13 protein-coding genes are annotated in these 13,574 nt (G+C 44.2%); 5 read left to right on the forward strand and 8 right to left on the reverse strand.

Going from position 1 to position 13,574, the window contains the following annotated elements:
* Window positions 1-439 precede the first annotated feature (439 nt).
* From FLM53_RS01440 to speA, 3 genes are all read right to left on the reverse strand, one after another.
* Window positions 440-1,453, reverse strand: coding sequence for an IS110 family transposase (locus FLM53_RS01440; RefSeq protein WP_176681011.1), 1,014 nt, complete (start codon window positions 1,451-1,453; stop codon window positions 440-442).
* 137 nt (window positions 1,454-1,590) lie between these two features.
* Window positions 1,591-2,520 carry an agmatinase gene (gene speB, locus FLM53_RS01445; protein ID WP_176681010.1) on the reverse strand — a complete coding sequence of 310 codons (930 nt, stop codon included), beginning with the start codon at window positions 2,518-2,520 and terminating at the stop codon, window positions 1,591-1,593.
* Window positions 2,520-4,427, reverse strand: coding sequence for an arginine decarboxylase (gene speA / locus FLM53_RS01450; protein WP_256099357.1), 1,908 nt, complete (start codon window positions 4,425-4,427; stop codon window positions 2,520-2,522). Before speA ends, speB begins: the two co-directional genes overlap by 1 nt.
* A gap of 423 nt (window positions 4,428-4,850) precedes the next feature.
* Between speA and FLM53_RS01455 the strand changes: the two genes are divergently transcribed.
* From FLM53_RS01455 to FLM53_RS01475, 5 genes are all read left to right on the forward strand, one after another.
* On the forward strand, window positions 4,851-5,555 hold the full coding sequence (locus FLM53_RS01455) for a class I SAM-dependent methyltransferase (protein WP_176681009.1): 705 nt from the start codon (window positions 4,851-4,853) through the stop codon (window positions 5,553-5,555).
* Window positions 5,556-5,789: 234 nt separating this feature from the next.
* Window positions 5,790-7,226, forward strand: coding sequence for a coniferyl aldehyde dehydrogenase (locus FLM53_RS01460; RefSeq protein WP_176681008.1), 1,437 nt, complete (start codon window positions 5,790-5,792; stop codon window positions 7,224-7,226).
* Window positions 7,223-7,801, forward strand: coding sequence for a TetR/AcrR family transcriptional regulator (locus tag FLM53_RS01465; protein WP_176681007.1), 579 nt, complete (start codon window positions 7,223-7,225; stop codon window positions 7,799-7,801). The genes FLM53_RS01460 and FLM53_RS01465 overlap by 4 nt, the downstream gene beginning before the upstream one ends.
* Window positions 7,802-8,289: 488 nt before the next feature.
* Window positions 8,290-9,864: an ABC-F family ATP-binding cassette domain-containing protein gene (locus FLM53_RS01470; protein WP_176681006.1), complete on the forward strand. Its 1,575-nt coding sequence runs from the start codon at window positions 8,290-8,292 to the stop codon at window positions 9,862-9,864.
* Window positions 9,865-9,978: 114 nt separating this feature from the next.
* Window positions 9,979-11,217, forward strand: a complete 1,239-nt coding sequence (locus FLM53_RS01475) for a leucine-rich repeat-containing protein kinase family protein (RefSeq protein ID WP_176681005.1) — start codon at window positions 9,979-9,981, stop codon at window positions 11,215-11,217.
* A 103-nt stretch (window positions 11,218-11,320) separates the two neighbouring features.
* Here the strand turns inward: FLM53_RS01475 and FLM53_RS01480 are convergent, their stop codons facing one another.
* The 5 genes from FLM53_RS01480 to infC form a co-directional block, all read right to left on the reverse strand.
* Window positions 11,321-11,758: a hypothetical protein gene (locus FLM53_RS01480; protein WP_176681004.1), complete on the reverse strand. Its 438-nt coding sequence runs from the start codon at window positions 11,756-11,758 to the stop codon at window positions 11,321-11,323.
* A 40-nt stretch (window positions 11,759-11,798) separates the two neighbouring features.
* Complete coding sequence (gene yqfB / locus FLM53_RS01485; protein WP_017630814.1) at window positions 11,799-12,116, reverse strand: N(4)-acetylcytidine aminohydrolase; 318 nt, start codon at window positions 12,114-12,116, stop codon at window positions 11,799-11,801.
* A 210-nt stretch (window positions 12,117-12,326) separates the two neighbouring features.
* Window positions 12,327-12,680, reverse strand: coding sequence for a 50S ribosomal protein L20 (rplT, locus tag FLM53_RS01490; RefSeq protein ID WP_004733517.1), 354 nt, complete (start codon window positions 12,678-12,680; stop codon window positions 12,327-12,329).
* Between the two features lie 42 nt (window positions 12,681-12,722).
* Window positions 12,723-12,917 (reverse strand): 50S ribosomal protein L35, encoded by a 195-nt coding sequence (gene rpmI / locus FLM53_RS01495; RefSeq protein ID WP_004738430.1) that lies wholly within the window; start codon window positions 12,915-12,917, stop codon window positions 12,723-12,725.
* Between the two features lie 104 nt (window positions 12,918-13,021).
* Window positions 13,022-13,573 (reverse strand): translation initiation factor IF-3, encoded by a 552-nt coding sequence (gene infC, locus FLM53_RS01500; RefSeq protein WP_080566530.1) that lies wholly within the window; start codon window positions 13,571-13,573, stop codon window positions 13,022-13,024.
* Window position 13,574 lies beyond the last annotated feature (1 nt).

Below are 13,574 nucleotides of genomic sequence, written 5' to 3' on the forward strand. Positions count from 1 at the left end.
TTGAGGCTAACTATGCGTTTGTAGCAAAGCAGAAGTAATTCCCATTTATGAGACACTAATTAGAGGAAAGGTGGTGAAATTCGAATCAAAAACAATCAAATAAGTTGCATAAAGCGTATCTGACGGAATTTTAATCAACTGATAAACAACTGCTAACCACTTCAATTTGGTCACAGGTTCTTTTCTGGAAGTGATAAACAAAAATGTATGGTCCGCCCCGTTATTGCAACTACAATTAAGTAATAACGGAGTTGGTTTGCGCTAATGTATTCGGAGTCCTTGTTGGGAGCACTAGCTTCCCAGCTCCACGATGATATCCGCGCCAGATTATCCTTAAAAAGCCCAAAGCATTGATTGCTATTTTTTGTGTCAGGTTCTTAATCTGGCCGATTGACCGTTTTTGTCATCACGTTCATTGACGTTGCAAACTTGGTTATAGCTAAACAGCCTTAAAAGCTTGGCGGTGGTATAACACCGCCCAAGCTATCCTCACTAGCTTGTTGGCTAATGCGACTACCACTACATTAAATGGTTTGGTGGCTCGTAGATTCACAAGCCACTCTCCAAACACTTTCCCTGTCGTCTCTAGTCTAGAGAGTACAGCCCTTGCCCCATGGACAAACAGAGTTCTGAGGTGTTTATTCCCTCGTTTACTCATACCAAGTAGCTTGGTCTTTCCTCCCGTTGAGAATTGCCTTGGCACAAGCCCCAACCAAGCCGCCATCTCACGGCCATTGGTAAAGTTACTCGGAGAGCTTACATCGGCAATACACAATGTGGAGGTAAGATCACCAATTCCAGGGATAGTTTTTAATAATTGAGCACTTTCGTTGTTATTAACAATAGTTTGAAGCTTGTTATCTTGAGTTTTGATTTGTTCATTAAGGTACTTGTAATGCTCGTGGATAGATATCAATTCACATAGCAAGCTTTTTGGTAATGAGACGGTTTGTTCTGCTAACCATTGAAACAAAGACTTCATCTTTGCATGCCCTTTGGGAAAGCTAAGGCCGAACTCAAGTAAGATCGCTCCGATCCGCGACATAGTGGCAGTTCTCTCCTTGATATAACTATCTCTGACTCGATGAATCGCTGCGATGACTTGAGCCTCTTCACTTTTTACAGCTACAAACCTCATGGTCGGTCGACCCGCAGCCTCTGCGATCGCTGAAGCATCGATGAAATCGTTTTTATTGCCTTTGACATAAGGCTTAACATACTGAGGAGGAATAAGTCGGGGTTGATGCCCAAACTCACTACACTTTCGAGCAAGCCAATGAGCACCGCCACAGGCTTCGAAAGCAATAGTTGTTGGTTCTATTTTGCTAAGAAAGATTAAGAGTTGGTTACGATTAAATTTACGACGAAGAACCACCACTCCACAACGGTTATGTGCGATAGCATGGAAGCAATGTTTACCTAGGTCGATACCTAAAATATGAATAGAAGACATATGGTTCACCTCATTCTGAGAGCCTACTCTAAGCTTAAGGGCTTGAGAGTGAGGCGGACCATATAATTAAGCCCACCAAGTTAAACCTGGTGGGCTTTTGAATCAGTATGCAGCGTTATGCATTTAGTTGTAAAAGGTTATGATTTAGCGAGGCGATTCGCCGTCCAAACATAAAGTAATTCAAGCGCAATCGTCGCGCCAGCCAAAGCGGTAATCTCACTTTGGTCATACGCTGGAGAAACTTCTACAACGTCCATACCAACCATATTGATGCCTTGCAGGCCACGGATGATTTTCAGAACTTTATCTGAGTTCAAACCACCACACACTGGCGTACCAGTACCCGGCGCAAAAGCAGGATCCAGACAATCGATATCAAACGTCAGATACACTGGCTTATCACCAACAATATCTTTCACTTGAGCAATGATCTCGTCCACACTCATGTCATTGGCTTGCATCGCATTTATGACGTTGAAGCCATGACCTTCTTGTTTGTACTCAGTACGAATGCCGATCTGCACCGAATGTTCTGGCGAGATAAGACCTTCGTTTGGTGCATGATAGAACATGGTGCCGTGGTCGTAACGGCTACCTTGGTTGTAAGTGTCGGTATGTGCATCGAAGTGAATCAACGCCATCTCACCGTACTTCTTACCATACGCTCGTAGTAAAGGCAGTGTAATGAAGTGATCACCACCTAAACCTAACAGAGTTTTACCGCTATTTAGAATCGCATCAGCCGCCGCTTCCAAACGCTGAGTTAGGTCTTCTGCATCACCACAATCGAATACAAGATCGCCAGCATCAATTACCGAGGTATGTTCAAATACATTGAAATCCCACGGGAATTTTTTGCCTTCCCACGCCAGGTTCACAGAAGCGCGACGAATCGCATCAGGGCCCATGCGAGCACCCGGACGACCAGATGTCGCCATATCTAGTGGCGCACCCAACACCACAACATCAGCGTCGTTGTCGATTGGATTTTGCACCAATGGACGACGCATAAACGTCATCGCATTTGAGTACAGCGAGTAATCTGGTTTCGTAAATAGATCGTTCATTAAAAATCCTCAAGATAGGTGTAACCCATCAAGCCTTGCTCTAACTCTTCAAGTACACTCTGCTGCTCTTGCGCTAGTACTTTAGCCGTTACCAATTCTTTGTAGTTCTGACGAATTAGGTCCATATCGATATGAACGTAACGCATCATGTCTTCTACTGTGTCGCCTTCGTTGATGTAGTCGATGTTTGCTTCGCCGCTCTCATCAACATTCACCACAACACTGTGCGTATCACCAAATAGGTTATGCATATCACCCAAGATCTCTTGGTATGCACCTACCAGGAAGAAGCCCATGAGATATGGTTCATCTGGGTTCCATGCCGGCACTGGCAATGTTGTTTCAATGCCTTGACCGTCAACATACTGGTCAATCGTACCGTCAGAGTCACAAGTGATGTCCAACACCACAGCGCGACGCTCATCTGCATTGTCTAAACCGCTCAGTGGCAATACAGGGAACACCTGATCAATACCCCAAGCGTCTGGCAATGATTGGAACAACGAGAAGTTCACGAAGAACTTATCCGCTAAACGCTCGCTCAACTCATCCAAAATTGGACGGTGGTAACGGTTCTTTGTGCTCATACGAGTACTAAGCTCGTAGTTGATGCGCAAAGACATCTGCTCAGCCCAAGCACGGTGCTGAAGGTTCAGCATACCAGTCGCAAATTGGTTGTGCGCTTCTGCAATATCACTCTGCGTGTCGTTGTAGATCTCAATCAACGCACGATCATCGTTACCAGCATCGAGCTCTAAGAAGTTCTTCCACATGTTGTTTAGCAACATTGGAGCGTCAGCTTCAGGCGCAGCCATATCTTCCGGCGAGTAGCTTTCAGTACCAATAACGTTGGTGATCAGTACAGCATGGTGCGCTGTCAGTGAGCGACCAGACTCTGAAATAATCACAGGTTGTGGCTGATTGTAGAGCTTACAAATGTCCCCTACTGTCATCACGATGTTACGAGCGTACTCAAGCAAGCCGTAGTTCATTGAGTTTGAAGATTGGCTACGTGTGCCGTCGTAATCGACTGCTAAACCACCACCAACATCTAAGAACTTCAGTTGAGCGCCAATATCACGCAGTTCACAGTAGAAACGAGCCGCTTCACTCACACCATTTCGCACGTCACGAATGTTCGCCATTTGCGAACCTAGGTGGAAGTGCACGAGTTCAAGTACATCCAGCTGGTCTTCTGCTTTCAAGCGTTCGATAACGGTAAGTACTTGTGATGCAGACAAGCCAAACTTCGACTTCTCACCACCACTTGCTTGCCATTTACCAGCGCCTTGAGAAGCAAGACGGATACGTAAACCCAAACGAGGTTTTACACCCAATGCCTTCGCTTCAGAAAGAACAAGATCAAGCTCAGACAGTTTCTCTAGAACGATAAAAACCTTGTGCCCTAGCTTTTCGCCAATCAGTGCAAGACGGATGTATTCTCTGTCTTTGTAACCGTTACACACGATCACAGAGCTCGCTTTTTGAGCCAGCGCCAATACTGCCAATAGCTCAGGTTTGCTGCCCGCCTCTAGTCCTAGCTGCTTTTGCTCTAACTGAGCTTGGCTCGCTAAGATCTCATCAACCACTTCTTTTTGTTGGTTAACTTTAATCGGATAAACAAGTAGGTAACGATTGTCGTATTGATATTCGTCGATCGCTTGGTTAAATGCGTTACAGATATTGTGCACACGTTGATGCACTATTTGAGGAAAACGCACAAGAGCAGGTAAACCAATATTTCTTTGCTCTAACTGTTTTACGATCTTACTTAGGGGAACTTGATGATCCGTTTCGCTTGGTGAAACATACACCTCACCGTTGTCATCAATTCCATAAAAACCTTGGCTCCAGTGCTTTACATTATACTCAGCACGGATGCGTTCCAAATTAACCGAATTTTCCAATTCTAGAGACCTCACACTATAGGGCCATCGACAGAAGATACCTCTTTGGAATAGCGAGGTATAACCCAACAAAAACGCTCGAAAACGATTTGTTGGCTGCATTAACCGATATTATTAAGAGTGAGTCCAACCATTGATATTTGTGGTTACGATTACGTTTTTTTATCAACAGATCGACTTAAAGTGACAGGTAAGGAATTACAAGGTTTTAGGCTAAAAATCAGGCGGGAGCGCATTAAATTTAAAGCACTTTCTAACAAAAAATCAGGTGAATAAAATAGTAATCACACCTAAAATTCCAAGTTAATTTGGTGATGTTAAGTCAGGGTTGTGACAAATATCGGCACTTCATTATCACAACTCTCGCTATCACCAAAATTGTCAGTATCCTGTTGTTCCATACCTATTGATGAGTGTTAAATCATGTCCGAAATATACACCACCTACGCAAAGCAATACGACTCTGCTGCTCGCGATAATATTTACAACGCCCTATTAGAACGCCCATCAACCATAGCCTTACTAGACGATGTTAAAGGGCTCGATATTGTCGACCTTGGTTGCGGCTCAGGTATTTACGCACAATGGTTTATTGACCAAGGTGCCAACAAAGTTACGTGCACCGATCTGTCTCAAGATATGGTCGACTTAGTGAACGGAAAACAAATCCCCAACGTGACCGCATACGCGCAAGATGCTGCACTTGGCTTGCCCAAAGAAGCCGACAACAGTGCCGATGTCATCGTGTGCCCATTAGTACTGCATTACATTGAAGACCTAAAACCTGTCTTTGATGACATTTATCGCGTTCTAAAACCGGCCGGTTACATCGTGTTTTCCACTCACCACCCATTTGCAGATTTTGAGTGCACCCTTTCAGGTAACTACTTTGAGCGCGAATTCATTCAAGAAGAGTGGAACACGGTCGGCACACCGGTTCAGGTAAGCTTCTACCGCCGTTCATTGACTGAGCTTTGCCAAGCTGTCAGCCAATCTGACTTGCTGATTTCACAAATCACTGAAGGCACAATCGACGAGAAAGCCAAAGCTATCTCTGAAGAAACGTACGAGCGCCTATCGAAAAACGTTAACTTCATCTTTATGCGTTGCGAGAAAATGTCTGCCTAACCCGCAAGCAAATCGCGTGTGCCTTTAACTACACCAAAGGCACACGATCATTTCTCTGCAAACCTGTCATTTCTTCCTCAAGATCAACCCTTCCGTTGTTGCGCCCACTTAACTAAACCGCCAGTTCATTGCACAAAAAATAAACTTTTCTTGTCTATATCTTGTATTCGACCATAACTTCTTGTAATTTTAACTGACCAACCAATCGGTCAGCTTTCGAATTTAGGGGATACTATGAGCCATAATCTAGACCTTGAACCAAACACGTCGAGCACCAACGACATGGATCAAATATTCAATCGACAACAAGATCACTACCGCAACAACGTTAACCCAACGCTTGAGCAGAGAAGAAAAGACCTCTCTGTATTGAAATCGTTATTAATGCGCTACCAAGAGCAATTGATTGAAGCGGTATCTGAAGATTATGGCCATCGAGCAAAGCACGACAGCTTAATTGCTGATATCACCCCTTCTCTGCACCAAATCAACTACAGTGATAAGAATCTTAAGAAGTGGTTGAAGCCTTCACGCCGTAAAGCTGGCTTGATGCTAACCCCAGCTAAAATAACCGTTCACTATCAGCCAGTGGGTGTTGTCGGCATTATTGTTCCTTGGAACTTCCCAGTAATGCTCGCTTTGGGCCCTCTCATCACAGCATTGGCAGCAGGTAACACAGCAATGCTCAAGATGTCTGAGTTTACCCCTGCAACCAACCGTGTTTTGAAAGCGATGTTGGCCGAAGGTTTCAGTGAAGATCAGGTGGCGATCATCGAAGGTGAAGCCGACGTTTCTGCTAAGTTTAGCCAGCTAGCGTTTGACCATATCCTTTTCACAGGCTCAACCGCTGTTGGTAAGCACGTGATGAAAGCTGCCGCTGATAACTTAACGCCCGTGACACTAGAGCTAGGTGGAAAGTCTCCAACCATTATTGCCCCAGATTTCGATGTCGCTGACGCAGTTGAACGTATCTTGTTTGCTAAGAGCTTAAACGCAGGTCAAATCTGTGTTGCACCTGATTACATCTTGCTACCCCGAGAAAAAGCCGATGCATTTATCACGGCTTACAAGCGCTACTTCAAGAAGCTCTATAAAGCGGGAATTGAGAGCAAAGACTTAACCTCAGTGGTTAACATGCGTCAGTACAATCGCTTGCAAGGTGTAGTTGAAGACGCGAAGTCAAAAGGTGCTGTAGTACACACCGTCACCGAGCAGGCACATGACGACGTGAACCACAGAATGACGCCGCACCTTCTCACCGAAGTGAATGACGACATGGTCGCGATGCAAGAAGAGTTGTTTGGTCCTGTTCTGCCTATCGTGCCTTATGATTCTATTGAAGAAGCGATAACCTACATCACAACCAGAGAACGTCCACTTGCCCTGTACCTAATGAGTCACGACAAGAAAACCCAAGACCGATTCCTATCGGACACTCATTCAGGCGGCGTTTGTATCAATGACTCTTTGGTGCATGTGGCGGCAGAAGACGCACCGTTTGGTGGTATTGGCCCTTCAGGCATGGGACACTACCACGGCATTGAAGGCTTCAAGACCTTTAGCCATGCTAAAACCGTGTTGACTCGAGGCAAGATCAACTTCACTAAGTTGATGCACCCTCCATATAACAACCCAATCAAGAAAATGATGTTCAAAGTACTGAATCGATGATTACAAAAAGGCAAAAAATCCTAGATGCTGCGCTCCTACTCTTCTCTCAACAAGGGTTAGAGGGCACATCTACTGGGCAGATAGCGAAGAGCGCAGGTGTAGCAAAAGCGACGCTGTTTCATCACTTTGAGAACAAATCTCTACTGATTGATGAACTGTTTCGTGAACTGAAAGTAGAGTTATTTTCTACTCTTGACCAGCACACTGAAATCGCTGAACAAGACCGCTACCAAGCCTTTAAATTCATGTGGATGACAGGGATTGATTGGGCGTTAGAAAACCCTGTCGCCATGAAGTTCTTCACCAATGTTCATTTTGACCCAACGACTCAAACTCGTGAAGTCATTGTGTCGCAGATGTTCGCATCACTCGATGACATCGTACTGAAAGGACAAGAAGCTGGAGAGTTAATGGTGTTAGACATCAACCTTGTTAGACACTTCATCCACAGCCATTTTTTGATTTGTGCCAACTGGCTAATCGAGCAGGCCGAGTTATCGCCAGAGCAATCAGCCAAGTACATCAATGATAGCTTTGATATGTGCTGGCGAGCTGTCGGCGGACAAAACTCGTAATTTCCACACTCTTCGAAGCTATTCTTTCAAAGAACACTCTAAAGCGCCTCATGGTTATCTCATGGTTATATAGGCGCTTTAATTATTTGGATACATTTTAATCAGGTCACCATATTGACTTTAAGCGCCCTCTTTCAGTAACATTCCACCATCATTTCAAAAGAGAATAACGCCATAATGAAGTACTAACATCCTGACATCCGATTTATTTTTATAAAAATCATTTGGACACTCGGGGTTAGTGGGCGTTACTTCGTCATCTATTTTCGCGACAAATCAAGTTCTTAAAGATCCGTCTTTTGACAAAATGAATCTTGCAGAACTGTACCTCAAAGACAGAAATCATCTCACCACAAGTTTTCTATTTTTGATTGGTCATCTACCTAAGTAACGTCTTTGGCGATCTATTGTTAGAGTCCTACATTGGAGTCTATATAGAAAAGCGCCTCACCCCTTTTACTCGTTTACATGTAAAGGGAGGTATTCTTATGCCTACTATATTAGCCAATAATCTCTCATTTCAGCTTGATACTGGTGAGTGGTTATTAAAAGACATCAGCTTTAATCTGAACACGCGCCTTACAGGACTAGTTGGAAGAAATGGGGCTGGAAAGTCACTGCTACTGTCGTTACTCACTGGAAAAACACAGCCAACATCAGGCAGTGTTTCCAGACAAGGTTCGATCGGCTTTTACTCACAATTACCTTCAGAGCTTTTGGATAGCGAAATCAACATTGCTGACTTTTTAGGTATCACTGAAAAGCTCAATGCCTTGCAAGCTATCGAGCATGGTAGCTGCGAAATTCAGCACTTCAATATCGTTGGTGACGATTGGGATTTACAAGAAAGCACTCAACAGCTTTTAGCTACATTGAAAATAACCAGTGAGTTAACCACACCATGCAACACATTAAGCGGTGGTCAACTTGCCCTCTTACAACTCCATCGCTTATTTACATCGAATCACGACATGTTAATTCTCGATGAACCTTCCAACCATTTAGATAACGACGGACGTAATTGGTTACTAGAGCAGTGCCAGTTGTTTGAAGGCAAAATACTAATCGTCAGTCACGATCGAAACTTATTGAGACACATGGAAGGAATCTACCATCTCAATAGTTTGGGATTACGTTTCTACAAAGGAAACTACGATGATTATTTCAAACAAATGTCGAGCCAAAGTGAAGCATTGGACAAGCAGATTGCGCATCACCAATCCGAAAAGAAACGTCTGGAGCGCCAAGCTCAAGCCAATAAGGAAAAAGCACAGCAACGTGAGTCTCAAGGTAATCGACTCAGAAAGTCAGGCAGCCAACCCAAGATATTATTGGATGCAATGAAAGACAAAGCAGGACGAACCCAAGGAGCATCAGCCACTAGCCAAAAGAACTTAAAGGATCAAAACCAACATAAGCTTCAATCCCTAAAAGAACAAAAGGAACAACTAAAACCACAGGCCTTATATCTACAACATGGTAATAACAGTAAAAAGAACTCGCTATTAACCGTTGAAGATTGCCACCTGAATTTTGGTTCTGGCGCTCCCATCAACTTCTCTCTATCGCAAGGTGAACGGTGTTATCTAACGGGTGCAAACGGCTGTGGAAAATCGACGCTGTTAAAGGCCATTCATGGGCAACACTCGAACTATACAGGTTTCATTAAACGCTTAGGAACCACAGTATACTTGGATCAGCACTTTGGACTGTTGGACCCCAACGACACCATGTTCGATAGCCTGATGACACATAGCTGCGGCATAACAGAAAGTGACGCACGCACCTTGTTAGCAGGTATTGGGTTTAGGCGAGACTCCGTTTACCGCAAAATAGCTCACCTAAGCGGTGGAGAGAAAATGAAACTGGCGATGTTGATCGTCAGCCATAAACAGGATTCGCCATTACTGCTGCTCGATGAACCAGACAATCACCTAGACATCGACTCAAAGCAAATATTGGCGTCAGCTTTGCGTGAATACCGAGGCGCGTTCATCCTAGTCAGTCATGATGCTGATTTTGTTGAGGAGGTAGGCGTAAGCCAAAATCACATACAACTTTAAACTTCCTCAATTCATTCAATAAGCTTAGTTAGGCGAGCGTCGTTCCGGTGCTCGCCTTTCTCGATTGAGACAAGTACACTACGCGCCTCGAACATCTACTCATAAGGCTAAGGTTTGCATACTCTAGAACAATTAAAATCAGGGCAACTAAAAGGTATTAAGCGCTTAAAGCTGTCAGAAGGTCTCACCGAGTTTCCATTAGAGATCTTAGAACTCGCCGATTCACTAGAGATTCTGGATCTTTCAGGAAATCAATTATCGGAGCTTCCACAAGAGTTAACACAGCTGACTAACCTGCGCATTATCTTTGCGTCGAATAACCTGTTCACGCACCTTCCTGATGTTCTTGGTTCACTTCCTAAGCTTGAAATGGTTGGCTTTAAGACCAACCAAATCAAAACCGTGAGCGAAGTATCTCTGCCACCTCAATTACGCTGGTTAATTCTGACGGATAATGCCATCGAAGTTCTCCCTAACTCACTAGGTGAAAGACCACGACTGCAAAAGCTCGCATTGGCAGGTAACAAGATTCGCGTTTTACCAGAAAGCATGGAAAACTTATCAAACCTTGAACTGGTTCGCCTGTCTGCAAACCAACTGACAGAATTTCCTGAGTTCCTTATTAAGCTACCAAAGCTTGCTTGGTTAGCCTTTGCGGGAAATCCGTTTTGCAAACACCCTAGCAGCTTAGATAGCGTGCCCGCTGTGAGTTCTCAATGTTACTCATTGAATCAAGTGCTTGGCCAAGGCGCATCAGGCGTGATATCTCATGCGAATTGGTTAAACAGTGATTTTGATTTCCCTCAGGAAGTGGCGGTTAAAGTATTCAAAGGCGAAGTGACAAGTGACGGTTACCCACATGACGAACTGGAAGCGTGTCTTCAAGCTGGTCACCATAGCAACCTAGTGAAGTCTATCGCCCAAGTGGACGAGCAAGATTACCTTGCATTGGTGATGGAGCTTATCCCAAGCAGCTATTACAACCTGGGCTTGCCTCCGACACTCGAGACTTGCACACGTGATACTTTCCCAGAAGATTTCGAACTTCCAATCGCGCAAATCGACAACATCGTTACTCAAATGATTGATGTATTTAATCACCTACACGACAACAAGGTTTGTCACGGTGACTTGTATGCGCACAACACCCTAGTCAATGAGCAAGGCCAAATGATCTTTGGTGATTTTGGCGCAGCGACTATCTACGGTTACCTAACAGAAGAGCAGCAACAGGGTATTCGACGCATCGAAGCTCGCGCTCTCAAGTACTTTATTCAAGACCTATTGACGGTTTGCTCTACTGAAGAGATAGATTCAGAACTGTACAAGAAACTTGAAAACTATCACGCATAAGCGCTACCAAGCCTAAGTAGCCAATCAAGGTTCGATAGAAATGAAGAAAGCTAACGTTTGACGTTAGCTTTTTTGCTTTTGGAGCTTGATGAATCAAACCGAGTTAGCTAGCTTCAACCTGAACAAGCTTAAGGTAAGAGTGAAGCTCTTGGTTTTTATATTCCACCGCTGAGTGGATATTCAAATCCTTACACGCAACCGCATCAAACTGGTAACGATTGTCACCTTTGCTGATTTCAACATGCAACAGCCCGCTTTTCAGCAGCCAATAACCTTGAGTTTCAAACCGATCAAACAAGCGGTATTCCGTTAGGCTACCATCCGAATGAAAGTGAACCTCAGTAATGTACCCTGCTGGGCAGCTTTTTACCCAAGTACGCCCTAAGACATCCTCTTCTACAAAGTTTCTTTTGCTCTCGCACCACTTTAAATAATCGGCGCTCTCGCTCAGGTCACTGTCTAAGTCGTGTTTATGCAGTAACTTTTGCTCTTGCTGTTCGCGGTAGTAAAGTTGAAGCAGTGTCTGTTGGTTATCACTCATTAATCGCCATCCCTAGCTAGTTAATCCAATCCAAGAAGGCTTAAGCTACCAACTCATAAGAGACAACATAAAGCTCAGAGATCCCAGGGTAGATATCTTGAATTACGCCCTTAAGAACTTCTAACGTCATGTTCTCTTGCTGAGCATGGAACTCACCCAGCTCATCAAACAAGATTGGCTCTACGCTGATGATTTTAAGATTACAGAACACACGTCCTTGCTCTAGCGTTGATACTTCCACAACGCTACCTGGCTGGTAATCGCGCTCAGATTCATCACGAATAGTAATCGTCTTTTTGCCTGAAAGGATATCGGTTTCAAAACGTTCGAAGAACGTCATAGTGGTAGGTGCGGTCATTTATCTCTGTCGCTTAACATTGAAAGGTTAGGTAGATGTTTATATACCAGAATGCTTGTTCAAGCGAATAAAAATTAGATGCGAGATGCGAGATGCGAGATGCGAGATGCGAGATGCGAGATGCGAGAGAATATGGCAGAGCCAAAGAGCAGGCAATAAAAAAGGAGAACCGAAGTTCTCCTTTTCTTAAACCTTTAAGCTAACTCTAAATTATAGAGATGCTTTCGCTTTTTCAACTAGAACAGCAAATGCTGCTTTGTCGAATACTGCGATGTCAGCAAGAATCTTACGATCGATCTCGATAGATGCTTTCTTAAGACCGTTGATGAAACGGCTGTAAGATAGACCATTTTGACGAGATGCCGCGTTGATACGTGCAATCCAAAGTTGACGGAATTGACGTTTCTTGTTGCGACGGTCACGGTAAGCGTATTGACCAGCTTTGGTAACTGCTTGGAAAGCTACACGGTAAACACGTGAACGTGCTCCGTAGTAACCTTTAGCTTGTTTTAGAACTTTCTTATGACGTGCACGAGCTTGTACACCACGTTTTACGCGAGGCATTATGCTTCTCCTAAACTAAACGAATTTATAAACTAAAAAGAATTAAGCGTATGGCATCATACGTAGAACTTGAGCAACTTCACATTTAGGAAGGATCGAGTTCGGACGTAGCTGACGCTTGTTCTTAGTAGTACGCTTAGTCAGGATGTGACGTTTACCAGCGTGCTTAAACTTAATACCACCAGCAGTTTTCTGGAAACGCTTAGCAGCACCTTTGTTGGTTTTCATCTTAGGCATGATGAATAACTCCGCATTGTTGAGTTGTTAATAACATAGTAATTAGGGCGAATAAAACCCCGCAACCTGAGGCTGCAGGGTTCAATTACTTGCAAAGCCGTTAATTACTTCTTTTTAGGGGCCAATACCATGATCATCTGGCGACCTTCAATTCTCGTTGGGAAAGATTCGACTACTGCAAATTCTTCAGTATCCGCTTTCAAACGATTAAGAACGTCAACACCGATGTCTTGGTGAGCCATTTCGCGGCCACGGAAGCGAATTGTTACCTTCACTTTGTTGCCGTCTTCTAGGAAACCAGTCAGGTTGCGTAGTTTTACCTGATAGTCTCCAATATCAGTTCCAGGACGGAATTTAACTTCCTTAATCTGAACCTGTTTTTGCTTCTTCTTCTGCTCTTTCGCAGCTTTGCTCTTCTCGAAGAGGAACTTACCGTAGTCCATCACACGACAAACTGGCGGCTCGGCGTTAGGGCTGATCTCTACAAGATCCATACCAGCTTCATTTGCAGCTTCCATCGCTTCAGCGATTGAAACCACACCAACAGCTTCGCCGTCAGCGCCAGTTAGACGCACTTCACGAACGCCACGAATGTCACCGTTTAAACGGTGCTGGTTTTGTTTGGCCGGTTGTTGGCCACGTCTTCCGCCTTTAATA

The sequence above is a fragment of the Vibrio sp. Scap24 genome, assembly GCF_013394185.1.
Classification (GTDB): domain Bacteria; phylum Pseudomonadota; class Gammaproteobacteria; order Enterobacterales; family Vibrionaceae; genus Vibrio; species Vibrio pomeroyi.